Annotated in this window: 25 protein-coding genes; 1 reads left to right on the forward strand and 24 read right to left on the reverse strand. The window is 43.3% G+C overall.

Annotation, left to right across the window (positions count from 1 at the left end):
- Window positions 1-203 precede the first annotated feature (203 nt).
- The 3 genes from R50345_RS29775 to R50345_RS29785 all read right to left on the reverse strand — a co-directional run bounded on the left by R50345_RS29775 (window position 204) and on the right by R50345_RS29785 (window position 2,392).
- Complete coding sequence (locus R50345_RS29775) at window positions 204-434, reverse strand: cold-shock protein (RefSeq protein WP_042131698.1); 231 nt, start codon at window positions 432-434, stop codon at window positions 204-206.
- A 93-nt stretch (window positions 435-527) separates the two neighbouring features.
- Entirely contained in the window at window positions 528-728 is a 201-nt protein-coding gene (locus tag R50345_RS29780) for a cold-shock protein (protein WP_019914582.1), read from the reverse strand.
- 419 nt (window positions 729-1,147) lie between these two features.
- Window positions 1,148-2,392 carry a S1C family serine protease gene (locus R50345_RS29785; protein ID WP_042131699.1) on the reverse strand — a complete coding sequence of 415 codons (1,245 nt, stop codon included), beginning with the start codon at window positions 2,390-2,392 and terminating at the stop codon, window positions 1,148-1,150.
- 477 nt (window positions 2,393-2,869) lie between these two features.
- On the opposite strand from R50345_RS29785, the gene R50345_RS29790 reads away from it, so the two are divergent.
- A complete protein-coding gene (locus R50345_RS29790; RefSeq protein WP_042131700.1) occupies window positions 2,870-3,079 on the forward strand; it encodes a hypothetical protein in 210 nt (69 codons plus the stop codon).
- Here R50345_RS29790 and R50345_RS29795 read toward each other — a convergent pair.
- From R50345_RS29795 to rpsF, 21 genes are all read right to left on the reverse strand, one after another.
- Window positions 3,045-3,854: an MBL fold metallo-hydrolase gene (locus tag R50345_RS29795; protein ID WP_042131701.1), complete on the reverse strand. Its 810-nt coding sequence runs from the start codon at window positions 3,852-3,854 to the stop codon at window positions 3,045-3,047. The two genes, R50345_RS29790 and R50345_RS29795, sit on opposite strands and share 35 nt — an antisense overlap.
- A 14-nt stretch (window positions 3,855-3,868) precedes the next feature.
- Window positions 3,869-4,609 (reverse strand): two-component system regulatory protein YycI, encoded by a 741-nt coding sequence (yycI, locus tag R50345_RS29800; protein WP_042131702.1) that lies wholly within the window; start codon window positions 4,607-4,609, stop codon window positions 3,869-3,871.
- A gap of 37 nt (window positions 4,610-4,646) precedes the next feature.
- Complete coding sequence (locus R50345_RS29805; RefSeq protein ID WP_042131704.1) at window positions 4,647-5,939, reverse strand: YycH family regulatory protein; 1,293 nt, start codon at window positions 5,937-5,939, stop codon at window positions 4,647-4,649.
- Window positions 5,936-7,765 carry a cell wall metabolism sensor histidine kinase WalK gene (gene walK / locus R50345_RS29810; RefSeq protein WP_042131705.1) on the reverse strand — a complete coding sequence of 610 codons (1,830 nt, stop codon included), beginning with the start codon at window positions 7,763-7,765 and terminating at the stop codon, window positions 5,936-5,938. Before walK ends, R50345_RS29805 begins: the two co-directional genes overlap by 4 nt.
- Window positions 7,765-8,496 (reverse strand): response regulator YycF, encoded by a 732-nt coding sequence (gene yycF, locus R50345_RS29815; protein WP_042131706.1) that lies wholly within the window; start codon window positions 8,494-8,496, stop codon window positions 7,765-7,767. Before yycF ends, walK begins: the two co-directional genes overlap by 1 nt.
- 191 nt (window positions 8,497-8,687) lie before the next feature.
- Window positions 8,688-10,229: a M23 family metallopeptidase gene (locus tag R50345_RS29820; protein WP_052414782.1), complete on the reverse strand. Its 1,542-nt coding sequence runs from the start codon at window positions 10,227-10,229 to the stop codon at window positions 8,688-8,690.
- Window positions 10,230-10,543: 314 nt separating this feature from the next.
- Window positions 10,544-11,191, reverse strand: a complete 648-nt coding sequence (locus tag R50345_RS29825) for a hypothetical protein (RefSeq protein ID WP_042131708.1) — start codon at window positions 11,189-11,191, stop codon at window positions 10,544-10,546.
- A gap of 163 nt (window positions 11,192-11,354) precedes the next feature.
- On the reverse strand, window positions 11,355-12,641 hold the full coding sequence (locus R50345_RS29830; RefSeq protein ID WP_042131709.1) for an adenylosuccinate synthase: 1,287 nt from the start codon (window positions 12,639-12,641) through the stop codon (window positions 11,355-11,357).
- Between the two features lie 209 nt (window positions 12,642-12,850).
- On the reverse strand, window positions 12,851-14,218 hold the full coding sequence (dnaB, locus tag R50345_RS29835) for a replicative DNA helicase (RefSeq protein WP_042131710.1): 1,368 nt from the start codon (window positions 14,216-14,218) through the stop codon (window positions 12,851-12,853).
- 1 nt (window position 14,219) lies between these two features.
- A complete protein-coding gene (gene rplI / locus R50345_RS29840) occupies window positions 14,220-14,666 on the reverse strand; it encodes a 50S ribosomal protein L9 (RefSeq protein ID WP_042131711.1) in 447 nt (148 codons plus the stop codon).
- Window positions 14,663-16,669 (reverse strand): DHH family phosphoesterase, encoded by a 2,007-nt coding sequence (locus R50345_RS29845; RefSeq protein WP_042131713.1) that lies wholly within the window; start codon window positions 16,667-16,669, stop codon window positions 14,663-14,665. The genes rplI and R50345_RS29845 overlap by 4 nt, the downstream gene beginning before the upstream one ends.
- 11 nt (window positions 16,670-16,680) lie before the next feature.
- Window positions 16,681-17,598 (reverse strand): DUF2232 domain-containing protein, encoded by a 918-nt coding sequence (locus R50345_RS29850; protein ID WP_042131714.1) that lies wholly within the window; start codon window positions 17,596-17,598, stop codon window positions 16,681-16,683.
- 6 nt (window positions 17,599-17,604) lie between these two features.
- The gene (locus R50345_RS29855; RefSeq protein ID WP_170880353.1) at window positions 17,605-17,907 is read right to left on the reverse strand and encodes a MazG-like family protein; all 303 of its coding nucleotides are present in this window, start codon (window positions 17,905-17,907) and stop codon (window positions 17,605-17,607) included.
- A 213-nt stretch (window positions 17,908-18,120) separates the two neighbouring features.
- Window positions 18,121-18,546 (reverse strand): CBS domain-containing protein, encoded by a 426-nt coding sequence (locus tag R50345_RS29860; RefSeq protein ID WP_042131716.1) that lies wholly within the window; start codon window positions 18,544-18,546, stop codon window positions 18,121-18,123.
- A 193-nt stretch (window positions 18,547-18,739) separates the two neighbouring features.
- On the reverse strand, window positions 18,740-19,765 hold the full coding sequence (locus R50345_RS29865) for an LCP family protein (protein WP_042131717.1): 1,026 nt from the start codon (window positions 19,763-19,765) through the stop codon (window positions 18,740-18,742).
- A 315-nt stretch (window positions 19,766-20,080) separates the two neighbouring features.
- Window positions 20,081-21,025 carry a D-alanyl-D-alanine carboxypeptidase family protein gene (locus R50345_RS29870; RefSeq protein WP_042131718.1) on the reverse strand — a complete coding sequence of 315 codons (945 nt, stop codon included), beginning with the start codon at window positions 21,023-21,025 and terminating at the stop codon, window positions 20,081-20,083.
- A 74-nt stretch (window positions 21,026-21,099) separates the two neighbouring features.
- Window positions 21,100-22,830, reverse strand: coding sequence for an oligopeptide ABC transporter substrate-binding protein (gene opp4A / locus R50345_RS29875; protein ID WP_231573996.1), 1,731 nt, complete (start codon window positions 22,828-22,830; stop codon window positions 21,100-21,102).
- Between the two features lie 200 nt (window positions 22,831-23,030).
- Complete coding sequence (locus R50345_RS29880) at window positions 23,031-24,983, reverse strand: endonuclease MutS2 (RefSeq protein ID WP_042131719.1); 1,953 nt, start codon at window positions 24,981-24,983, stop codon at window positions 23,031-23,033.
- Between the two features lie 546 nt (window positions 24,984-25,529).
- Window positions 25,530-25,802, reverse strand: coding sequence for a 30S ribosomal protein S18 (rpsR, locus tag R50345_RS29885; RefSeq protein ID WP_036651767.1), 273 nt, complete (start codon window positions 25,800-25,802; stop codon window positions 25,530-25,532).
- 21 nt (window positions 25,803-25,823) lie between these two features.
- The gene (ssb, locus tag R50345_RS29890; RefSeq protein WP_036677780.1) at window positions 25,824-26,330 is read right to left on the reverse strand and encodes a single-stranded DNA-binding protein; all 507 of its coding nucleotides are present in this window, start codon (window positions 26,328-26,330) and stop codon (window positions 25,824-25,826) included.
- Window positions 26,331-26,378: 48 nt separating this feature from the next.
- Window positions 26,379-26,663, reverse strand: coding sequence for a 30S ribosomal protein S6 (rpsF, locus tag R50345_RS29895; RefSeq protein ID WP_036677776.1), 285 nt, complete (start codon window positions 26,661-26,663; stop codon window positions 26,379-26,381).
- Window positions 26,664-26,714: the final 51 nt, after the last annotated feature.

Raw genomic sequence — 26,714 nt, forward strand, 5'->3', positions numbered from 1 at the left:
CTTTTCGTTAATTATATTGTGTCAAAAATTTAAACGTCTTTTTGTGATTAATGTCACACAAAGAGGTGTATTTAACGGTAAAATTCAAATGATTTGTGACAAAAATCACAATTTACCATAAAAAAAGCAAAAAAAATAAGACGGTTTAACCGTCTTGAAGTTGTTCACTGCTCTATAACAAGCTTGACTCATAAAGGCATTGGTTAGGTAATGGAAATACCCTTCTTCAGCGATTTGAGATCGCCATTCGAATTAAGCAATTGTGGTAGCATCTTCGTGCTGCGAACCATTGGAGAGTCACATAGACGGCAAGAAGGCGCATGTTCAAATGCGAAATTATCCCTCATCCATCCGTTGCATCCATCATTGGTACACGCCCAAATCGCGGTATTTTCTTCCGGTATTTCTTCCAAAGGTTTCTTCCGGTAGTTCATTGCCGTTCCTCCCATCCTGTAAGTCAATAGTGACTAACTAGATATAAAAAGACCGTCCCAACTTTCAAAAAGCTGGGACGGTTTCTTCTATTATTACAGTTTTACAACGTTTTCGGCTTGTGGTCCACGGTTGCCTTGAACAACGTTGAATTCAACGCGTTGGCCTTCGTCCAAAGTTTTGAAGCCGTCGCCAGTGATTGCGCTGAAGTGAACGAATACGTCGCTTCCGCCTTCAACTTCGATAAATCCGAATCCTTTTTCTGCGTTGAACCATTTAACTGTACCTGTTTGCATGTGTGTTACCTCCACAAATTTAAATTAATATGTTCTTTTTATCTTCAAACAAAGAAAAAATTCACACATTGAAAAAGGTTGTATTGCCAAATATAACAGCCCTTTTCAATGCGAAAATTAGGGACTAAATGTATGATTGATATCATATTACCACACCTGATTAGCAAAGGCAAGCTGGCATCCGGATTTATCCGGTTCTACCCTAATAAGTATTACCTTCCAATGTAAGGGTTGCCAGTCGGCCCAAAATTCATTAAATCAGCTTATAATTGCCATATTTATCAAATCTTTAGAAGAAACAAATCCCCGATAGCGATACAAAGTATCGCTATTTCAGGAAGGTCTACCTTCACAACTGAAGGGGTAGTCCGCTCTACTTGTCATTACTGCTATATCATTATATGCCGACTTTCAGTATATTATTCCTCTGGTTTTTCAAGAAGTTTAACTGTCGTCTGATTGACCTTCCCATTTCGGTAATAGGTGATCTTCAGATCCTCGCCAATCTTCGTTTGATTATATAAATACTTGCGAAGGGAAAGTGTGGATGTAATAGGCTCATCATTAAACTTTGTAATTACATCATTAAATTGTATTCCGGCTTCCTTTGCAGGTCCAACAGCATCCAGAACGACTACCCCATCCTTAACATTATTCGGTAGGTTCAGTTCCTTACGTTGATCCTCTGCAAGAGGAACGTAAGGATTATTTAAATCTACGGAATATACACCTAAGTAGGACCGGGCAATACGCCCTTTTTCAGCCAGTTCATTTGCGGTATCTATCACATGGTTAGCTGGAATTGCAAACCCTAGACCCTCTACACCTGCATCGGAGATTTTCATCGTGTTAATACCGATGACTTTACCATCCAGATCCACAAGTGCTCCGCCGCTATTACCTTCATTAATCGCCGCATCGGTCTGAATGACCTCTTGCTCCCAGTCATATACGCCGTCCTGATTTAAGGATACAGGAACCTTCCGTTCAGTATAGCTGACAATCCCTGAGGTCAATGTGTCTCCAAGTCCTAAAGGGTTACCAATGGCAATCACTGTTTCACCTAGGCGAAGCTTGGAGGAATCTCCTAGCTGTGCGATCGTATTGATACCCTTAGCATCAATAGAAAGAACTGCGATATCACTCACTTTATCCGTGCCAACAAGTGTAGCTTTACGTGTCTCACCATCTACTGTTACGACCTCAAGATTGCCGGAGTCTTCGATAACATGGTTATTAGTAATAATAAATGCTTTATTATCTACCTTTTTATAAATCACTCCAGAGCCTAATGCTGACTCATCCAGAATGTTCAATTCTTTATTATCTTCCTTATGATTGATAATACTTACTACTGCAGGACGAACCGTAGCAGCAGCTTGAATGATACGGTCAAACGGATCACTGCTTGGAGTAACCTCCCCAGTTGTTGCTACCGACTTAGGGGCAGTTTCATGACTCATTTGTCCAGTAAGCACACTGAATAAGAACACTGCTACCACAGCACTGATTAAGGAGCAGACGGCGGATATTTGCCAAGTGGATAAACCCTTGCGTGATCTTCGCACAGAATGCTTGCGGTTTGCAAATGATCCCTTTGATGCTTCATCCCCTCTGGACCGTGATACTTTAGTTGAATAGAAATCGTCATCAAACAATCCCACCGAAAATCTCCCCCTTCTATTGCCAAGCGTCCACAGTCTCTAAAACTTGAACCTAGCAATCACATCCCAAGCATAAACGCCTGTGCCGTCCTTAATAGAACGAAACGCATTTATGCGAGAATTACAAGACATACAAGAACCTTAGATGCAAAACACTTATGTTCTTATATTTCAGCACATATTACTGCATACTTTTAGACTCTCACAATCACTAAAAGGTTTCACTTTATCCATTAACCCCACAATAGTTTCAGTTAATCGAAAGAATATTAGAATCTTTCAATATATCTTCTCTATTAGGAATATTTTGCAACTTAAAAGACTACAATAATAGAAATGTTCCTTAATTTTAGGTTTTGCTCATTATGTCTACAATTGTATCACAGGCAACCCTCAATTCGTGATTTTCCTGAGGTAAAAGGTCTGCGAATTTTTTACAACTCCAATTTTGTTTTTACTATATAAGGAGGTATAATTATGAATTCTTTTTCTACAAGTATGGATCTGGTTGAGTTTATCGGTAAACTTGGTGATTTAAAGGATGAACACTATCATATGACCCTTGCCTTCAGTGCTATGATCGAATTAATGATCGATAAAGGCCTGATCTCCCGCCAAGAATTAGAACAAAAAACCGCCGAGCTTGATCAGCTTATGACAACTGGCTCAACTTATCCCATGGCGTAGGCTGATCATAATACGTATCACAAAGCTTAAACTCACTATCCTTGAAGAAACAACCCCGATCCTCCATTGCGCAACGTACCGACATTTTAGCCAAATCCATCATATTATGATCCCGGCTTAAATGCGCTAAATAGGTACGCTTGGTCCGTCCTGTGAGAATCTCACTAAGTGCTGCTCCAGCTGCTTCATTAGACAGGTGACCCATATCGCCAAGTATACGTCGTTTCGTATTCCACGGATAACGTCCCATCCTCAGCATTTCAATATCATGATTCGCTTCCAGCACCAATACGTCTGCATCTGAAATCGCATCTCTTACCTTGTCGCTAACATACCCAAGGTCCGTAGCTACACACAGCTTCTCTTTTCCATCATAAAAATTGTAACCCACCGGTTCCGCCGCATCATGAGAAATCGCAAACGACTCTACTCGCAGACTGCCAAAATCCCTATGCTGCCCCGACTCCATAATGATTCGGTTATAGTCCGGTATTTTGCCAATGCCTTTCTCTATAGCACCCCAGGTATTGGTGTTTGCATAAATCGGAAGATCGTATTTACGGGCCATTGCCCCGAGTCCCTTGATATGATCGGAATGCTCGTGCGTAACTAGAATCCCGTCTATATCATTACCCGTTAACTCGCGCATGGCTAACAGCTCATCGATCCGCTTGGCACTCAGACCTGCGTCAATCATAAGTGTTGTATCCCCGTTCCGTACCACCGTAACATTTCCGGTAGAACCACTGGACAATACTGTAAATGAAATCCCCATTTTCCTTACTCCTTCTAATCTGTTGTCTTCGGACTGATGATGTCCGCACTAATAGCATCCACATAATAGGCATTGCCGTTCTCCAGCATGAACCGCCACATCGGCGACGCTACCTGACTTTCGGAGTTGAACAGCTCACCATAATAACCAAGTTCAATCTCCTTCACTACAGAGTCTGCCGGAAAATATTTTTCAATCAAACTACTAAGCGCTTGTGATGCCGGCAGTACCTTCTGTTCCTTATCACTACTGCTTGCCCCAATCTCAATCTTCGGCGAGCGGTAAGCTACAATCTTCTGATCACTATTAATCAACTCTAGTCTAACTCGGAATAACGACCACTGATTCTGAACTAGCGGGTGAAGAACAAATTTCCCAACTTCACTTTCTTGTGAATCGAAGCGATAATTGGCGATGTCGGGAATTTGACTCTCAAGCGCCTTGCTAAGGTCAGAGAATGAAGAATAGATCAGCTTACTATCTATAGGAACATCTAATTTAATAGGTGGCTCATTCTGCTCTTCAGCAGAATATCGATAAGTTATATTAGGAAGCTGCGGGGTAGACGCAGGAATCGGACACAACACACGAATCCCTTTTTGCTCCATCACCGCTTGGGTTTCTTCAGATAGGGAAGTGAAATCGAGATTGGCACTAACCTGATCGCGCAAATCAATCCACAGCTGATAACAAAGCAGCAGATTCAGACCTAAAAAGGCGCAAATTAGTACATTTTTGGCTCTTCCCCAATCCATACCCTTACCTCCTAAATGTTATATGAACAACTTGTAATTAGTTTAAAGTAAGAACACTGCCATCAATAAGCGTTACCTTCCAGACTGGGAGCAGTTGCAGCTTCTCATCTTTCACTACAGGTACATACGCAGGCGTCAAATCCTTCACTCCCGAAGTTTTGCTGACTAACGACAATTGATTCTCCAGCTCCGCGCCTCCAGATAGCTCTACGATTTTCTTCACTGCTTTACTCTCCTCAATATAGATTAATGAGCGTTCATAAGAGGATACGGTTCCCTGCTGCAATTCCAGATTAATTACGCCATACTGTAGCTGCGAATTACTCATGATCGGATAGGAGCCATATGGGTAGGAGCCATAGTATTGTTGAAAAGAGACCTTTCTCTCCTGTCTCCCCTCCTCGGTAGCTTCAAGACGATAGGTTCCGTTCCATCCACCATGCTGGTTCACAAATTCCACAGCTTCAAGCGCATCCTTGGCAGGTGTACTGTCTCCAGCTGGAAGTGCGGCTGGATCACTATAGCTCATCCAATTCCGTTCCTTATCGACCTGAAGACTGCGTTTGCTGTCCGTATAAATCTCCGATCCGTTTTTCTCGCGAATATATCTAGTACTTCCAACATCGAAGAAAAGATTACTCTGCATTTGTTCTATGGTATACATGCCTGAAGGCATCTCAACCTGAACTAGAGAAATCTTGCTGTCTGGCACATAATAATCACCGTCTACTGCCTTGTAAGGCGTCCAGTTTTTGCCGAAATCCACATGCTGCTGCACGTCTTGAACGGTTAAATCGGCTTTTGCCGCTTCATATATAATGTCGCCTCTCGTACTGAAGAAAATGGCATGCGCTTTAGAGTCATTCTTAATGTTATAGATCCAAATGCGATCGATGCTTTCTCCTTCAAACAGGGAATCAGGTGACAACTGCATAACCCGCTGTAGTAACGTTACCGGAATGCCGGATCCGAACGAAAGCTCAATCCCCGGATTCTCACTACGAATCTTATCCCAGTCATAATCCTGTACCGAGTGCCGCTGGAAGCTTTCAAATCCACGACCTTTTAACCGATTCATAATTAAGCTATAGAACGTTGAGTCTGGATAAAAAAGCGTATGCTTGTTATCGCCCATATGGATGATCATTTTGTCAGGGTACAATAGGTTCTCGACCTTTTCTTCTGGTCCCATATTATCCGTCTTCACATATAGATTCTCGGAGAGTACCGCAGAGTCTGCACCAGGCAGCCGGTAAATCAAATAATAACTCTCAACAAGACTTCCCACCACGAGCAAAGCTAGAATCCATGATTTCAATCTCTCCTTCATGCCTCACTCCCCCTTTGCTCATTCAGAGGTAGCGTAAAGGTTACCTTGGAGCCTTCATTAAGCTCGGATTGCAGGGAAATAGAGCCTCCATGTGCTTTCACAATTTCCCGGGCAATGGAAAGACCGAGTCCGGTGCCTCCCATATTCCGTGAACGTGCCTTATCCACCCGATAAAAGCGTTCGAAGATCCGCTCGATGTCTTTCTTCGGAATACCAATCCCGGAATCACGTACAGAAATGGAGAGCATTCCATCCTCATTCTTCAAGGCTTCCAATTCAATCGTACCGCCTTCTGGCGTATATTTTAACGCATTCGAGACTAGATTCCCCAGCACTTGATCAATTTGATCCCGATCAAGCCATGCTGTGCTGACATCCCTACGAACCCTTGTGCTAATATCGATACGTTTCTGCCGAATCTGAAAAGAAAAACGGTCTGCTACATCCTCTAGCATCTCAGTAATATCGGTCTGCTGAATTCTGAGAAGTGCCTCTTTAGAATCCAGTCGCGAAAGATGCAGTAGATCTGTAACCAGACGAATCATACGCTCGGTTTCGTTACGAATAACCCCAACAAATCGAACCGCTAACTGCGGATCCTCCAGCGCTCCATCATCGAGTGCCTCCACATAGCTCTTAATCGTTGTAAGTGGTGTTCTTAGCTCATGCGAAACGTTCGCCACGAATTCTCGGCGTGATTCTTCCAGGTTTTCTTGCTCAGTTACATCCTGTAACACAGCAATGGTACCAGCAATCCCACCTTCACGGCGATGAATGGGAGTAAACGTCACTCTCACGATATTAGAATCTTCTCCACCCATATGTGTTAGATGAAGCATTGCGGATTGTGCGTTTCCTTTCGCCAAGGCGCCACTCTGCTCATAGTCAAGACCTAGCAGCTTGTCCAATGGAGCACCTTCAGGCAATGGACCTTCTGTTCCCAGCATAAGTGCTGCCCGAAGGTTCATAAGAATCACTACGCCATTCTCATCCGTGGCTACCACGCCATCGCTCATGTTCGTCAGAATAGAGGTGAGCTTCTCCTTCTCCTCCTCATTCTGCGAGAGCGCCTCACGCAATCTTCCAGTCATATAATTGAATGCCTGACTGAGTTGTCCAATTTCATCGTTGCCCAGTACAGGCATTTTCCGATTGAAACGGCCCTCTGCAACAGCTGTTGCATGCCTGGTCATTTCTTTAATCGGTTGTGTAATGGTGTGTGCAAGAATAACACATAAGACAACTGTCAGTGATAAGGCTAACAGCAAACCAGAGATGAATACACTGTTGATCCTGCCCATGGTTGCATATAAATCTTTCATGTCGGCAGCAATATAGATTGCCCCAACCACCTTATCACCGGAGAGCACCGGCTTGGCCACAACCTTTTTACGCACATTATCATCAGCAATAATATATTCTTCATTATCGCTGATCCCCTGCAAAGCACGATTCACTACAGTCTGAGTATTGCGCTGTCCGACATAGTCATTCTGCGAGGGTACGGAGGTGGTAATAATTTTGCCGCTGGCATCAAGCACCTGAATCTCGGCCCCGTTAATATATAGATTATTGACCATGCCACGCAGACTTTCTACAGCCGTTTCCTCGTCCGCCGTTCCAGCCTCACTGCCAAATTTATCAGCAGTCAGGATAGACAGCATCTCAGCACGTGCTTTAAGATCCTTCGTGAAATTATCCGTTAACGAGTTCTTCATCGAGCTGACAAAATAGACTCCGATTAACTGCATAGCTATCAGAATCAGCAGTACATAAATAATAATAAGCTTGGCCTGAATTGTCCGGAAAAAGGACCACCATTTCATCACAGTCCTCCGCTTTTAGGGCTATGCATCAAATAGCCAAGTCCGCGCCGGGTATAAATATATTCCGGCTTGCTGGGATTCTCCTCAATTTTCTCTCTTAGACGACGGATCGTCACGTCTACGGTCCGCACATCACCGAAATACTCGAATCCCCACACAGCCTGCAATAAATGCTCCCGGGTCATCACCTTACCCGCATGTTTGATCATATAATAGAGCAGCTCATATTCACGATGCGTCAAATCAAGCGGTTCTCCGCCCTTGTATACCATATACATATCTGTATCAATAAATAGATCAAAATGATAAATCCCCTGCTTGCTCTCTGCAGGCTCACTCGTCACTCCCGTTGGTGACGGTTTGTGCTGTCTCCGCATTTGGGCTTTAACTCTGGCGAGCAGTTCTCGTGTACTAAAAGGTTTAGTTACATAGTCATCCGCACCAAGCTCCAGGCCAAGCACCTTATCAATCTCTCCGTCTTTGGCAGTAAGCATAATGATAGGAATGTCCAAGTGCGCAGAACGAACCTCACGACAAACATCCATCCCGTCCTTACCAGGCAGCATAAGATCAAGCAGCATAAGATCAGGCTTTTTGGACAATGCCAGTTCCACTGCACTGTTACCGTCAAAAGCACAAATAACCTCGTAGCCTTCTTTTTCTAAATTAAACTTCAATATATCAGCAATAGGCTGTTCATCGTCTACTACCAGAATCGTTCCCATCTGCATGTCTCAGCTTCACCTTCCTATCCCTACTTAAAGATCATTCCTTTATTTTAACATACCTGTCTTACCGTCACATCCTACGAAATAAGGAATCGTCCACCTCAGCCAAAGAAATTCCTTTACCATCATTTACATATCGTAAAAAAAATAAAAACTGCTCGATTAACATCGAGCAGTTGAGGTTAACGTATGAATTATTGCAAATACTTCATCGGATTTACTGCAGTGCCATTCTTCCGAATTTCAAAATGCAGATGCGTACCCGTCGAACGGCCCGTGCTTCCCATTACGCCAATCTTGGCGCCTTGCTCCAAGCGCTGTCCCGTAGAGACTGAGATGCTATTTAAGTGACCGTAATAAGTCTCGTATCCGTTACGGTGATCCACGATAACCACATTTCCATATCCACTCTTCACACCTGCAAAGACTACAGTTCCAGCATCAGAGGCTTTTATGGTTCGATTGCCAGATACCATATCTATCCCCTTATGGGCACGGCTCCAGCGTTCGCCGAAACTACTAGTAAGGGTTGCTCCGCTTACTGGCCAACTGAACATGCCAGTTCCTTCTCCAACAACCTTCGTTCCTCGATAAACAACTTCAGGTAGTGATGCTTTTATAACGGTCTGGCCCAACCATTCTTCTTGTACAACCATTCCGTTTTTCTTTGTTAACCGATACTGCATTTCTTTAAGGCCTGTTTGTCCTGGACGAACGACCTTGCTTTTGCCAGCCGGTAACTGGTCGCTTTTACGCACGATCACTTCAGGTTCTGTAACTACCTGCTCTGACACTTGCTCTACAGTAACCACTGTAACATCTGGCTGTGGTACCTTCAGCTTCAGCGTATCACCAATCTTCAACGTTAGCTCTTTCACATCAGGATTGTTACTATAAATCTCTTTTTGTGTAATTTCAAACCGTTTGGCAATCCCCGAAATCGTATCGCCCTCTTGAACGGTGTAGAGAAGCGGTGCTTCTTTACCCTCGGTAAGCGTCTTGACTGCTTCCTCCACATCCAACACTTTATTAGGATCTGTTTTTACAGGAACAATAGAGACCTCTTCAGTAATCTTAACTGACTCCACTTGCTTGGCAGCTTTTGTCTTTGCAGCATTTGAACTTGAGGCCGCTGTTCTTGTGAGCTTACTAGCTGTTGCTACTTCAGTTTGTGGAACATAGTGATTCTTTACCCCTTCAAGCACCGCATTTGCGGTCTCTTGATCCTTAACAATACCAACAGCCTTGCCATCTACCATTAATTGTACACCTACAGCATAGGCCTTCAGCATACCATCCAATTTATTAAGTGTAGCCTCACTATCAACTTCAGGCTTATACGCTTTCTGCTGTTTAATTGTAATGCCTTCTGTCTGAAGTACCATTGTTTTATCAGGATACTTGTCCTGATATTCCTGTTGCTTCTTATCGTACAGCTGATTAAGCTGTGCCTGATCGTTAAGTTTCCCGATCTCCTCGCCCTTCACCAACACTTGATAGTAGGTTTCAGTATTGGCCGCTACATACTTTTTCTCTGCACCAACCAACACAGTGGTTAGAAGTACTAGGCCAACAGCTCCAATAATCCAAGAGCGCCGAAATCTACGAGTACCTTTTTCTTGATGAAAGTGCGTGGAGTCGTGATCGAAATTGTGGCTCTGCACATCTACCCCGGATTCTGCTTTGTGGCTATCCTGCAGTTTCCCCATCCGGCGCATGAACTTAAATCTCTTCATGAAACTCTCCCTTTCAGTCCGCTCTGTCATCCGAGACGAGCGGCCAAGCTAGTTATACGATCTCGATTATATAGATTACGACCATGAATATTTCTGCATATCCTAGTTCTAAGTTCCTGCTTCTAATGGACCGTTCAAAAGGTTACAATTGGTTACAAAAAATTAACCCTTTGACATCCTTGTCTAATGTACCATAGCTGAGCGAAAAATTTCAACTTTACACATATAAAAAAACCCACGAAATATGCGGGTTTTTTGCGCAAATATGAAAATTTAACCTATTTCTTGTGTCTATAAATTGACAATTACTAGAACTACTGAAGCGATTCTGTAGTTGGTGTAAGCATTTTCATTATGCTCTCGTATTCATCAGGATCAACATATCTGGCAATGACTTGTTGTAATTCCTTAACCTCATCCTCCGTTAGTCCATCCTCCATCGCCGTAGAGATTTTCTGCATCTCATCCTGCGGTAGTTTGGACATCAAAATATTGAATATATTTACCTTCTCCGCTGAAGGGAGATTATCTTTAAAGTCACCTAATGCCTCCGGTGTCATCACCAATTTCTGGTCCTCTGAACTTCCACTCTGGTTTTCATTAGTAGAGGACTCATTTGAGGCTTGTCCCATAACCGGTAAAGCATCTTCGGGTGCTTTTTCCTCCACAGGTTCTCCTTTTTCTTTTGCCGGTGTATCCTTACTATTATCTTTATCCTTATTTACCGTACTGCCTGTCGTCGCTTCTTTATTCGTTTTAGTGGTGTTCGTTTGGCTATCCATGCCAATAATACTCTTGATCATCCCGCCTAAACCTGGGCCTGGACTATCCACTTTAATATCGAAGCTTGCCAGCACCGATTGAATATAAGCATTTACAACCACGCCCGTGGTCAGAATTGAAAGTGTACTTGCGAGTACTACAATTAGGCATACACCCAGTACACGCTTCACAATCTTCATCTTCGTCTCTCCTCTCACCTATGTTCTAGTCTATCCGGTAGATAATATCCATATTTTTCTATACCTCCAGTATTGACTAGAACCAGCTGCGGGAAACATACGAGTAACAGTAAACATAAAAAAAGAGACCTCTCTCGAGGCCTCTTATAAATGACTATGTTGCTTAGATATAAATTGGTATTACTTGATTCGTCTGCTCACGGTTACGGCCTACTGAGAAGATGGCAATCGGAATTCCTGTAAGCTCAGACACACGCTCAACATATCTGCGTGTATTGGCTGGCAGATCGTCCAATGTTTTTGCAGAAGTAATATCTTCACTCCAACCTGGAAGCTCCTCGTATACCGCTTCACACTCTGCCAGCATCTTAAGGCTAGCTGGGTAATGCGTGATTACTTCACCACGGTATTTGTAGCCTGTGCAGATCTTCACAGTCTCAAGTCCGCTGAGTACATCCAGCGAGTTAAGAGACAAGCCTGTAATTCCACTTACACGACGAGCGTGACTTACAACAACACTGTCGAACCAACCTACACGGCGAGCACGTCCAGTAACTGTGCCATATTCATGACCCGTTTCACGGATATAGTCTCCAGTTGCATCATTCAGTTCTGTAGGGAACGGGCCATCTCCAACACGAGTGGTGTAGGCTTTAGCAACCCCGATAACTTGTTTAATCTTGGAAGGTCCAACGCCAGAACCTATGCATACTCCACCTGCAGATGGGTTAGAAGAAGTTACAAATGGATACGTACCTTGATCGATATCAAGCATTACCCCTTGTGCACCTTCAAACAATACTTTGCGGTCTGCATCAATAGCTTCATTAAGAATAACCGACGTGTCTGTCACATAGTTACGCAGTACTTCCGCATATTCTAGGTACTGGGTCAGGATCTCTTCAACATTAAGAGCTTCCGCGCCATATACTTGAGTAATCACTTGGTTCTTCTCTTCCATTAAGTGACGGAGTCTCAATTCGAATTCCTCAGCGTCCATCAGGTCAGCAATACGGATACCGTTACGCGCAGCCTTATCCATGTAACAAGGACCGATACCTTTGCGTGTTGTACCAATCTTATTCGGACCCTTGCGGTCTTCTTCTAGAGCATCCAGTACCATGTGATAAGGCATAATAACGTGAGCCCGGTCGCTGATCACTAAGTTCTTAGTGTCAAAACCGTTCTCGTGAATATAATTAATTTCTTGGATCAAGGCAGCTGGATTAATAACCATCCCGTTACCAATTACACAAGTCTTTTCTTTATAAAATACACCAGAAGGGATTAAGCTGAGCTTAAACTTCTCACCGTCAATCAGAATCGTGTGACCGGCATTATTGCCCCCTTGATAACGGGCAACCACATCTGCACTTTCCGCTAGAAAGTCAGTGATTTTCCCTTTACCTTCGTCTCCCCATTGTGTTCCCACGACGACTACCGTTGACATGTTCATTCCTCCGTAGGTGCTAGCCAGCACCATTATTTTTCATAATATGGGCCCTGTACGTCATTCTTATGTACGTAGCCCTCCGGACTCCAAGCGGATTTACCCACTAAAGGACAATACTCAGTGTAACAGCCGTTTTTTTCAAAGTCAAATAAAACGAACGATTACACAAAGAAATGTGCAATCGTTCGGATATCATACATGACAGGTTAACCAGCAAATGGTTCTGCATGTGCTCGCTCGTAGTTAACGAACTTGTTGAAATTTTTGAGGAAGACAAGCTCTACTGTCCCAACGGGACCATTACGCTGTTTAGCTATAATAATTTCAATAATATTTTTCTTCTCAGTGTCCTGATTGTAATAGTCGTCACGATACAGGAACGCAACAATGTCGGCATCCTGCTCGATAGAACCGGATTCACGCAAGTCACTCATCATTGGTCGTTTATCCTGACGCTGCTCTACACCCCGGCTAAGCTGTGACAGGGCGATAACCGGCACGTCCAATTCACGGGCAATCTGCTTCAGTGTACGGGATATATCCGATACTTCCTGTTGCCGGTTTTCCCCGCCTTTACCGCGGCCCTGAATGAGCTGCAAGTAGTCAATGACGATCATCCCGAGGCCCTTTTCCTTCTTGAGCCTCCGACATTTCGCACGAATATCCGTTACAGTAATCCCTGCTGTATCATCGATATAAATCTCCGCCTCCGATAGGGATTGAATGCCCATTGTCAGCTTCGACCAATCATCATCACTCTTGAAGTCACCGGTACGCATAGTATTCGCATCCAGATTAGCTTCGGCACAAATCATCCGTTGTACTAGCTGCGGTGCAGACATTTCCAGACTAAATATGGCAACCGTCTCTTTGGCACGCACTGCCACATTCTGAGCAATATTTAGCGCGAATGCTGTCTTACCTACAGAAGGACGGGCTGCAACAATGATCAAATCATTGCGCTGGAATCCATTAGTCATATGGTCTAAATCCACAAATCCCGTTGGAATACCTGACATGCCGCCCTTATCTTTATTCTGATGAAGGAGTTCAACCTTATCAAATACTTCCATCAAAACATCGCGGATTGCGATAAATCCACTGCCGCTGCGCCGGTTAGAGATTTCAAGAATTCGCCGTTCTGCATCACTCAGCATATCGGCAACATCTTCGCCACCCGTGTAACCCTCGCTCACGATCTGCGTCGCTGTACGAATCAAACGCCGTAGCATAGCCTTTTCTTCAATAATCTGCGCGTAGTATTCTACGTTGGCCGCAGTAGGCACAGCATGCGCCAGCTTAGCTAAGTAGCTAACACCGCCAATATCTTCAAGCTCTCCCTTGTCCTGCAGTCTTGAGGTAAGCGTAACAAGATCAATCGGCTGGCTCTCTTCTCCGAGCTGCACCATCGCCTCAAAAATCATTTGATGCGCTTTATCGTAGAAGTCTTCGGTATTCACCCGTTCCATTGCAGTAATGAGCGCTTCATCCTGCAACAGAACAGCACCGATTACCGCTTGCTCCGCCTCAAGATTCTGCGGGGGAACCCGATCGAAAAAGAGATCTCCACCCATTTTACTCCTCCGTTACCTGAACCTTAAGGGTAGCCTTTACTTCAGTGTGTAGTTTTATACTTACTTGGAAGACTCCCAAATGGCGAATCGGTTCACCTAGCTCAATCTTGCGCTTATCGATGGAAATACCTTGAGTGGAAGCTAGCGTTTCAGCAATTTGTTTACTCGTGATTGCGCCGAATAGACGGCCGCCTTCACCTGCTTTTGCCTTCATAGTAAGGGTAAGCTCATCTATTTTCTTGCCCAGTTGCTGAGCTTCTTCTTTTTCGTTATCTTTACGGCGTTGTTCAGCAGCTGCTTGATTCTCAAGCGTCTTCACATTGCCTTCCGTTGCCGGACGAACTAATCCACGTGGTAATAGGAAGTTCGAAGCATAACCTTCGGATACCTCTTTAACCTGACCTTTTTTACCTTGACCCTTAACATCTTTTATGAAAATGACCTTCATTCGAATAAACCCTCTTTCGATTCGATTTCAGCCAGCACTTTCAGCAGTCTGGCTTCTGCTTCTTTACATGTTCCTTCTAGCTGTACCGCGGCGTTCGATAGATGCCCACCGCCACCCATTTTTTCCATCACGACCTGTACATTCATACGCCCAAGTGATCGAGCACTAATGCTTATCAGGCCGTCTGGTCGCTCACTAATGACAAATGAAGCGACTACGTTCGTCATTCCAAGCAGCGTATCCGCTGTCTGAGCGATAAGCAGCTGCGGAATCTTCATACCTGGTGCCGTAACCACCAATGCGATTTGATCATAAATCATACGCGCATGCTTGATAATTTCGGCTTTTGAAATATACTCCTGTAAGTCCTCCTTCAGCATACGCTGAATAAGAACGGTATCCGCACCATTTCGGCGCAGAAATCCTGCAGCTTCAAATGTACGGGAGCCCGTATGCAGTGCAAAGTGCTTCGTATCTACAGTAATTCCCGCTAAGAGCATTGTAGCATCCAATGGACTAATCTTTACCTTCTCATGGATATATTGAAGCAACTCTGTCACTAGCTCACAGGTTGATGAAGCATAAGGCTCTAAATAGACTAATACAGCATCGTTGATGAACTCTTCACCTCTACGGTGATGATCCACCACAACAATTCTACTGGCATATTGCACAAGCCGCGGTTCCATTGTCATTGACGCCTTATGGGTGTCCACAACAATAAGCAATGTATGCTCCGTCATTACTTGTAAGGATTGCTCCGTTGTGATGAATGACTTAAACAACTCATCATCTTTCCGAATCTGCTCCATCATGTTCGTTATGGAAGGATTAGGAGTTTCCATCACAATGCTGGCCTCTACATTATACATCTGTGCGGCCCTTAGAAGGCCAATCGCAGCGCCAACAGCATCGATATCTGGAGTCCGGTGCCCAAGGATCAGCACACGGTCGCTCTCCTGCATCAGATCACGCAGCGCATGTGCAATGACTCTTGCACGCACTCGTGTGCGCTTCTCGGCGGCATTACTCTTTCCACCGTAGAAAGATAACCTCTGACCTGCTTTTACAGCAGCCTGATCTCCACCTCTGCCGAGCGCCATATCCAGACTGGATTGCGCCAGAGCGCCTAGCTCGCTTGCAGAGTCTGCTCCAAATGCCATGCCAATACTCAGTGTCATGGGAACCTTAAGGTCGGCGGTCATTTCCCTAATCTCATCGAGAATAACGAATCGACTTTCTTCCAGCGCTTGCAGGCTACGATGATTAAGCAGCATTAGATAACGTTCAGAAGACAGACGACGCAGGTAAACATCAAACTGTTTACTCCATTCGGTGATCTCACTTGCTACCTTAGCAATCAGAGAAGTACGCTGTTGATCATCCATTCCTTGAGCAGATTCATCTAGATTATCCATCATCACTATACCGATCGCCAGCTTCTCATCCTCATAACGTTCACGTAGCACCACAAGCTCAGTAATGTCATACATGTATAGAATACGTTCACTTGGAATAATTACGGCTTGATAATATCGTTCATCCACAGTGAGCTCAAGGCGAGTGTCGTGCAATACACCTTCTTTGAGGACATCCCGTTTTCCTGTTACATTCGTCGTAAAAAAAGACTGCATATCTGGCAGTAATTCCTGCAGTGGTTCACCAACTAAAGACTTGCGTGCAAAAACATCACCGGCATAGCGGTTATTCCATTCTACTGTTCGATCCTCGCTAAACAGAATGATTCCGAGGGGCAGCATGCTAACTGCTTCTCCCTCCACCCGCTTAATACGAAAAGTTAATCCATTTATATATTCCACCAAATTACGGCGGAACGTAATCTCCGTCTTCAGCATATAGAAGCATAATGTACCTGCCAGAAACAGGCTAACGACCCCTAGTGCCCAATTATAAATACTAACAATTATAATAAGGGCCAACAGCAGCATGAACGCCCATACGGTATGATAGCCGTGCCAGCGTCTTTGCAGAAATTTAGGCATGAACTCTCACCCTATCGTTTCGATTTCGTCACATACTCCCGCAGTGGGAAAGCAAGATCAATAATACCAATAATGCGTAGCGGCGGTAGTAAAATGACCGGAATTGCTAGCAGAATAGCAGCCATCTTGTTCCATTTGCGTTCATGCGCCAGGAAGAAGAAGAATCCAATCGCCTGAATCATAAAGCCAATTCGCAGCAACGGCAGCAGATTGGCAGAAATCATGAGGATGTAATTATTCTCCGATCCTGCGAAGAAGAGCTGAAGAACCACACCAATCAAATAATACCAAATAAACGATCTAGAAAGTCTCCACTCACGAGCAGGCTTCATCTTAGGCGCTGCATAATTCATACTGTTCAAAATCGGACGGACAATAGAATGCGTAATGACAGCTATCATGAAAGAGCTTACGATTAGAGTCATCGGGATCATTTGAACCGTCATATGACTTAGCTTGTTTACATCCTCAGTCGTAAACCCAAGATCAGTAAACAGTGGATTAGCGGTACCGAGATCAGACAGAGGTGAGTTAACCATCTGTAGCACATCGTTCACATAGTTAGACAGATCAAAATTAAATAACGCCGTACCGAGTAATAAGAGTAACAAGAATTCTCCAAGAATTGTAACTGTACCCGCAATCACGGTAGACATTGCTGAGGCATGTCTTTTATACCAACGTCCCATAACCAGAGCAGGTATTAAGAAATACGCCGCGATCAGCACATAAATAGGTGTAATCAGACCAACGATCAGCAACACCGGTAATACGTGTAGAACGAATTGTTTGGTGTTCAGCGTAGTGAATAACACTACTGCCGGAACAATCATAAATAAGGTAGTGATGATGAGCAGTGGAGTCGTTAAACTAAGCAGCAAAAGTAAGTATGCTACACTCCAAGCCACAGATGACCAGCGAAATTTCAACAGTATTCACCTCTTACGCATATGTTCTTCTAAAGCAGATATATCTTGATACCATTCTTCCAACTGATGCCCTTCCTGCTTATGCTTTCTGAGCTTCTCGAGTAGCAAGTCATCTAACTGACGATAAGGAATCCCTAGTCTGCGGCCCAATATATAAGAGCTCATAATCAAACTAGCCAGGCTGTCACCCACACGGGTAGTACTGCCTTCCCATAACGCTTTAAATAACCGTGAAACTTGGTCAATCACTTCTGTTTTTAACCATTCAATTACCTTAGCGCGTTTAGCTACATCTAGATCCTTCGGCACATTGGACACGTCTCTCTACCTCCGGCAAAAAGCTTTATTCTCCATTATAGCATAAAAAATTCCGTGTCACACAAGGCGCCCCGCGCACCTTAAGTATGCTTCAACAAGGGCCGAACTAATACTTCTAACCTTTTTAAAAAAAGACCTGTTTTCCGTTATCGCCGGAAATACAGGCCTTGTTCCGATTGCTTCTATTACCGCGAATAAATTGGGCTATAATGACTCTTGTGATTGTTTTGATACAAATTTCTCGCAATATTCTATGACTTGACTCCGGCGAACAATACCAATAAACCGGTTCATATCATCGACTACAGGAACAAAGTTCTGTACCTTAGCCAAATTAATCAGATCTTCCATATCCGCATCAATCGAGACAGGTCTGTTATTCATCCTTAACGGCAAATCTTTAAGTAAGAATTTTGAAGCGTTCTCGAAAGTAACCTTGCCCTCGGATTCCTTCATATACCAGAGCAGATCACCCTCTGTAACCGTGCCAGCATATTCTCCATTTCGGTTCAGAATAGGGACAGCAGTGTAACGGTGGAACTCCATCCTCTCCAGCGTTTGGCGTAGCGTTGAATCGATCGTTACGCAAGCGACTTCCTGTTTCGGAAGTAAAAAAAATGCAATATTCATCTCTTGATCCTCCTCAAAGAGTTCCGAAGGAATTACGGTTCTTTAGCTTCCTCTTACTGCCATGCAAAATTATTAATACGTGACAGCTTAATAATAGTTCCAATACATTATAGCATGAAGACAGTAAGCAGCAGCCATGAGAATGTAAATGGCTGCTGCAATTATTTATATGAGTTTAATTTCCACTTTAGAATTATTGCGTAACTGCCGTTGCTTTAGGTTCCAGTGCATTACTTGCTTTTCCAGGTTCGATTAGTTGATCTATAGGTGTTGCTGCATTCATCCAGTTGTCAATCATCGCCTTAGCTTCGCTCAGATCCTCTTCATCAACGATATCATAATAAATACCATCCATACGTTTACCTTCGCCCATAACTGTGAAGCTGGAGATATCCATCCCTTTTCCGCCCATGAATTTCTTAGCTAGGCTAATAATCATCGAAGGCTCTATATCGGTCTTGAAGTTATCCCCCATAATATCAAGCAGTTTTGGAATGTTGCCAATTTGGCTGATCGATAACATTTTATTAGCCACAACATCAATAAAAACTTGTTGGCGCTTGGTGCGGTTAAAGTCACTATCCTCACGATAACGCGTATAATTCAGCGCTTCTTGTCCGTTATAAAGCGATTTTCCAGCTTCAATTGTAAACTTTTCATGATCCTTACCTTTGTTCACAATGTCTTTCTTAATCGGCAGTGGAACGCCTCCAATAGCATCTACAGCATCCTTGAGTCCTTGGAAGTTGATTGTGGCATAATATTGAATATCATGACCAAGCAGCGCTTCTAGAGAATCCTTGGCCATTTGTTGCCCCCCAAAAGCATAGGCATGTGTAATCTTATCCTTTTTATTATCCTTATGGCCTATAATTTCCGTATACGTATCACGCGGAATAGAAATAAGCAGGATCTTATAATCCTCTGGGCGAACAACAGCGTACATCATGGTATCCGAACGTGCGGTTTCATTTTCGCGTTGATCGGTACCTAGCAGCATAATTGAGAACGGATCGCTTTTGTACACAACCGGTTCTGGCTTAACCTTGTTATCATCCTTAAGTGGCTGGTAAGATTCTTCCTTTAGCTTAGTTTCAACCCGATCAGACAAAAAGAGGTCGAAGGCTAATACAGCCAAGGAATTACGAAACAGAAAGCCTCCCGCTATAATAACAACAAGAACGATGAGGGCGATATATCTTTTCTTTATTTTTTTCATCTTTGATTCCTTCTTTATTGTAGAATAATTGCTTGCCTTATATATAATGCTCCCTGATCTTCATCAGGCAGTCATGTCTTTATTTCTCACAGCGATCGGCTATCCCTTATTCCATTATCTTATTGTCCCCCCATTCAGGAAATTCAGGTCATTCAAAATTATAGAAAAAAAATTTTTTGCGGTCCTAAAAATAATGTGGAGTAAAACAATATTTCTATTGTAATCACTAAATGGATAAAAAGAAACAACAAATAACGACATGAATAGGGAAAAAGCCCCAAACCAAGTAATATATACTGGTATGGCGCTCCAACATTAATTCCTAATTTTGAGCGGTTGTATCATATGTTTAACCCTATCTCCAGATTGCAAACCGCGGAAGAACCCATAATCAAATAATTTTGCTGCCCCTTCAAAACGGCTCTCATAAGTTTTTGCCCCCATAACAACTGCAATAAGCCGATGGCCATCCCGCTGGGCTGAGCCTGCAATGCAGTATCCTGCCCGGTTATCATGCCCAGTCTTTAAGCCATCTGTACCCTCATAAGCGTAAATACCACCCATAGCTGGAAGCATGAAATTACTGTTACTTACATATAGACCTTTATCCTTCAAATGCATTTGAGTACGGCTAGAAATATTAAGAATATCCGGATGATGATAGATTAGTGCGGCAGCCAATTTGGCGGTGTCCCGAGCTGTCATCATAGTCTCACCGCTGATATGCACATTGGGAGCAGTAAAACCAAGATCCTTACCCGATAGTCCCGTTGAGTTGGTAAATATTGTGTTGGAAGATAATCCTAGACTACGTGCCTTTTCGTTCATCATTAGCACAAATGAAGCTTCTGAGCCAGCCATATACTCTGCCAATGCAACAGTAGCATCGTTAGCAGAATAAATGGTCATTCCCTCAAATAGTTCCCTTATGGTATAGAATTCTCCACGCTTCAATGAGAGACTTGTGCCACCCATTTTACTTGCGAAATCACTAATTGTAACCCTATCTTCCCATCTAATCATTCCAGAGGAGATTTGATCCAGCACAATCATTTCTGTCATTAATTTAGACACACTGGCCGGTGGCATGGGTACATCACCGTTTATATCCACCCATATATCTCCGGTATCCATATCTAAAAGCACTGCTGATTCCGCATCAATATTCGGTTTAAAACCAAGCCCAGTTGGCCTCCACACCACAAGCAAGACAACGACTAAAACAGCTGCAATTGTCCCCACTATTATCCGTCTTTTCATCGTCGTCATCCTCCATACTATATATGACGAATGAAACTACAATTTGATTTCACTTTTCACAAAAAATTTTTATTTTATTTTTCGTCCTCTTCCTTAATCCACCATTTATAAGGATCAATAATCGTACTTATAGAGTTCACACGAACGCCTTGTAGGCGCTTATTTACTGGAACAATAGCTTTTCGTTCAGCAAAAAAGATCATAGGGACTTCTTCATTAACTAGCTTCTGCCACTCATAATAAATTTCTTTACGATAATCCATATCATATGCCTTCATACTTACGCCTTCACGAATCAGCTCTTCATTACGCTCCGAAGACCAACGCGGATAGTTCCACAGATCATTTTCTCTCCATAGACCCGTAGGATCAGGATCACTCGCCAGCCCCCATACTCCGTAAAATAGTTCGATCGACGGATCGTCGGCTTCCACTGCGTCGTAGAAGGTGTGGAATTCCTTTAATGCTCCGCCGTTTAGCTGTACATCGAGTCCAACATCACGCCAATTTCTTAAAATGGCATTCGTACGCAGCTCTGCTGTTTGGCTGCCCAGCATAGAATCAAAATGAATCATCAGCTTTTGGCCCTTCGGATCTTCCCGTAATCCATCACCGTCTACATCCAAAAAACCAGCATCATCCAGCAGTTCCTTAGCCTTTGCAGGATTATATAGATAAGCATTAATCTGATTATCAGGAATCTTTGCCCAACTTGTACTAGATATTGGAGTCTCTACAGGTTCAGCCAGACCGTGGGAATATGCTTTTATGATCCCTTCACGATCTAGAGCATAGTACATAGCTTGGCGTAACCTTTTATCTTCAAATTTAGGGTTATCCATTACGATGGTCTCGGTTTCAGTATCCCAATGTCCGAATTTAAAACCAATATATTCATAGCCTAGCTCAGCAGTTTGCAAGATATTTACATTCTCCAATTTATTTAGCTCTTCATAAGCATCCCTAGGGGCTGACTCTATATCAATTTCTCCTGTTTGAAAACGTTCGGCCACTTCCCTATCGTCAAAAGCCTTATACACTACGCCTTCCAATAGCGCCTTACCTTTATAGTATTGATCAAAACGTTTCATTTCTACCCTCTCACCAGGCTGAATAAGTTCAACTTCAAAAGGGCCAATCCCAATAGGAGATTTTCGCATCTGGTCACTCTCGGGCATATCTTTAACAGCGATTCCAGTATAGTATTTCTTATTCATCGGATAAGGCCATAGACTATCGATAGTGTTTACCCGTGCAGCAGTTACAGTTATCTTCAAAGTATAGGGATCTATAACCTTCAAGCCGGATATAGCCTTCGCTTCTTTCTTATGATAGGCTTCTGCACCCTGAATCATTTCAACACTATAATAACGCGAGCCCGTATAATCTGGATCAGCGATAGTTTCAATCGCAAATTTCCAATCCTCGACCGTTAATTCATCACCGTTGTGCCAACGGATTCCCGGTTTGATTTTAAAGGTAAATACTTTATGATCGTCAGATTCCTGCCAAGAAGCGATATTAGGAACCGTTAATAGATCATCATTTACGCTAAACATCGGCTCAGTAATAAACTCTAACACATGAAAATCATCTTCACCTTCATAAAATGCAGGCTCAAACAAGCCCGTAAACGGTGAGGAGAATCCGTAAGTAATTACTCCACCAGCTTGTGGCTTATCCTCTACCAAATTATGTCGAAAAGATAATGAATTACTGCTGGAAGTTGCTCTACTACATGCTGACAATAGGGTCGCCATCACAAGCAGCATAAACAACAACCTGCACATCTTCTTATTATTCATGTGTTTCTTCCCTTCTCTAGTTGAACGTATATCTACATATATCTACATATAAGCTACGGTATATAAATATTTTTACTGTAACAAAGTTTTATGGCGGTTACAATAACTTCTAAGCTATAGGCCTTTACTCCTGCTTGAATTTCATATTTTCGTTGTATTAATAAAAAAAGACCTGCCTCGCGGACAGATCTTCATTGCATTTATTCTTCATCCTTATGCGTAATTCTCAAGCCTTCAACATGTTTACGCTGCATCAATTTGCGCTTTTTACGTGTATCCTTACTCTCAAAAATAATATCAAAGTCATATTCCTCCGGATATAGCTCTTCTTTTGAAAGGTAAGGCTTCAACCGCTTATGATTAATTTTCATTTTTTGCTTCTGAATCATTACTCCAACCATACCTAAATGATCTCGCTTCTCGTATACGATTCCTGTCCGGCCCAGTGATGTTACAACAACTGCATCTCCAATTTCAAAATCGACCAGCTTCTCCTTACTGCGGATGGATGGAGTAGCCTCTTCTTCTGCGTTTTCATGTACCTCTACTGTTGCTACAGCGTTTCTCGGCTCTTCCTCTGTGCTGAACAGACTGCCCCATGCCTCGCCGCTACCTTTCTGCAGCCTTTGTTGCTGCGCCTCTACAATTTCCCATGATCGTTTGATAACACTATCTTGTATACCTAGCTTTTTAGCGATTTGCAGAGCATAACTCTCCCCCGCTTCCCCGATAGTCAAGCGATATAACGGTTGCAACGTCTCTTTGTCGAATTCCATTCGTGCATTTTGAAAGCCAGTCGTTGCGGCTGCGAAGGCTTTTAGCTCATTAAAATGTGTCGTAACGATAATATTCGCGCCTTTACGGCTCAGCTCTTCCAGAATCGCGATAGAGAGCGCAATGCCTTCTCCCGGGTCTGTACCAGCCGCCAGCTCATCAATGAGCAGCAGCACCCCTTTAGATGCATCTCTCAGCATTCCCTCAATACTCTTCATTTGCGCCGAGAACGTACTAAGTGATTGTGCCAGACTTTGTCCGTCGCCGATTACACTGATCACGTCCGAAAAAACAGTAAACTCGCTTCCCTCCTCAACCGGAATCAACAGCCCTGATTGAGCCATGATCGTCAGCAATCCCAGAGTCTTTAAAACCACAGTTTTCCCACCTGTATTTGGTCCTGTAATAATCAGTGATTTATAACCCCTCCCAATTTCTAGATTGATCGGAATCATATCCTTCAGCATGGGATGCCTACCACCGTTCATCTTTAAAAAGCCTTTGGCATTCAGCGTGACAGCAGATGCTCCCAGCGTTCGTGCGTATTTAGCTTTGGCAAAAATAAAATCATACGTGCCCGTAACCTCGATATTAAGGCGCAGTGTGGTCTGTTCCTGCTCTACCATACTAGTCAGCATACTAAGGATTACAGCTTCTTCTCGCGCCTCTTCTCCTAACAACAAATCAAGCTCAATCTGGAGGGAAGCAATCTCGTCCGGTTCGATAAAGACCGTCTGTCCGCTTGTGGATTGATCAAGTACCGATCCCTTTATTTGCTTATGATATTCCCGTTTTACGGGGATAACGTAACGCCCGCCTCGCTGACTATAAATATTCTCCTGTAAAATCGATTGATGGCGTAACATAATCCCGTCGATTTTTTTATGAAGACGTTCTTTAGCCACTACGATTCGCTTACGAACACGCTCTAGCCCCTTACTTGCTCCATCATCAATTGCACCAAAACGGATACAGCGATCAATAGCCTCTCTCACATGATTTAATTCCATCAACGAAGAGGCATATGCAGCAATTCGTGGAGCGCTTTGTTCTTTAGAGGACATATATTTGCGCAGTTGACTACAGCTCTTAAGAAATGTAGCAACTGCTGTGAAGTCTTGCTCATTGTACAAATATCCAGTCCCCATTAATGACATAATCCACTCAATCCCTTCTAATGAAGGAATCGGTACACTTGATCCTCGTTCCAGCAGTTCCTTAGCTTCAGAAGTTTCCTCGATTGCTCTTTGAATCGTCGGTAAATAAGTCATTGGCATAAGCTCTTCTACAGCTTTCTTTCCCACATAAGATACTGCGTGACGGGCAAGCTCAGTTTTAATAATTTCGTATTCCAATGTGTTTAGACTTTGTAAGTTCACAGCAAATCCTCCTTCAAATCTCTATTGGTTTGGACCTAATTCTCCCTAACGCAAAGAAGGACAAAGAATGCCACTATGGCAGTCCTTGCCCTTCTTTTTAAACTGATGCCTCCTATCGTTCTAAGGCCCTTAAATGTAGCAGGTGCCGAAAAACAAAAAAACCGTGCAATAAGAGCACGGTTAATTACAAAGAGAACAACAGCCGTAAAGAGGCCATTTGACGCTTCGTGTGTTCTTAACTAAATCATCCACTCGTAAGGAACAACAGACTGCTGCGTAATACGAACTCAAATAGAGCACGTAATCGCCTCATGACGAGCCTGCTAAAGCCTTCCTAATCAAGTGTTATGAAATTGCTAGTTAAGAACGGTCACCAACATCAAAATTTCCCCTTTAGTTATAGGATAGCTGTAATTTAACACATTACGGTTCCATCGTCAAATCGGTGAATACCCAAATCATTCAATTTCATGCTGTCCCTAATCGTACTCTCATTTCTATGTACAAAAAAAGCAGTCGGTTTCCCGACTGCTTTTATATAACGTCCTATTCCGTTGTGTAAGGAAGCAACGCGATTTGACGCGAGCGTTTTACAGCAATGGTAAGAGCACGTTGGTATTTTGCACTTGTACCTGTTACACGACGTGGCAAAATCTTTCCACGTTCGCTGATGAACTTCTTAAGAAGTTCGGTATCTTTATAATCAATGTGAGTAATCTTGTTCACAGTGAAAAAGCAAACTTTTTTACGCTTGTTGCGTCCACCACGACGTGCCGGTCTTTTGTCGTTGTCGGCGCCTTCTCTTGGTTTAAAAGCCATATTCTTTTCAGTCCTTCCTAATTAAAATGGCAAATCATCATCCGATATATCAATCGGTTTACCATCGCCCGAAAAAGGATCTTGAGTATTGTTGTTACGCGAGAAATTATTGTTGTTATTTCCGCGTCCAGCGTTACCACCGCCACCATATGCTGGTTCTTCAGGCATACTACTTGCACCACTTGAAGTATTTCCACCTTCACGGCTCTGTGAAGATTCCAGGAAACGAACATTATCAGCAATAACTTCAGTTACGTATACACGTTTGCCTTCGTTATTCTCATAATTCCGCACTTGGATGCGTCCTTCCACTGCTGTCAGACGACCTTTGCGCAAGTAATTGGCACAGGTTTCTGCTAGCTGTCTCCAGGTTACAACCGGGATGAAGTCTGCCTCACGTTCACCGTTCTGGCCCGTAAAGTTACGATCTACGGCTAGCGTAAATTGCGTTACGGCAACACCAGCGGGAGTATAACGAAGTTCCGGGTCACGGGTCAACCGTCCGATCAAAATGATACGGTTCAACAATTCTGGTCCCCTCCTTTAGAGCGATTCATTACAAAGCTTGTCAAGATCTTAAGCAACGTCGTTCGTAATGAGATAACGAATAACTTCGTCAGAAATCTTCATAAGACGTTCTAATTCAGTAACTACTGCAGGTTCTGCATTGAAGTTAACCAAAACATAAACGCCATCACGGAATTTCTTGATCTCATACGCAAGACGGCGTTTACCTTGCACTTCGTGCTTTGTAATTTCCCCGCCATTGGAGATGATGCCTTGGAATTTATCGACTGCTGCTTGAACGGCTTCTTGTTCAATGTCAGGACGAATAATGTACATCACTTCATATTTGCGCATAATTTTCACCTCCTTATGGTCTGAGGCCCCTAATCACGTCAGGAGCAAGGA

The organism is Paenibacillus sp. FSL R5-0345 (genome assembly GCF_000758585.1).
Classification (GTDB): Bacteria; Bacillota; Bacilli; order Paenibacillales; family Paenibacillaceae; genus Paenibacillus_AQ.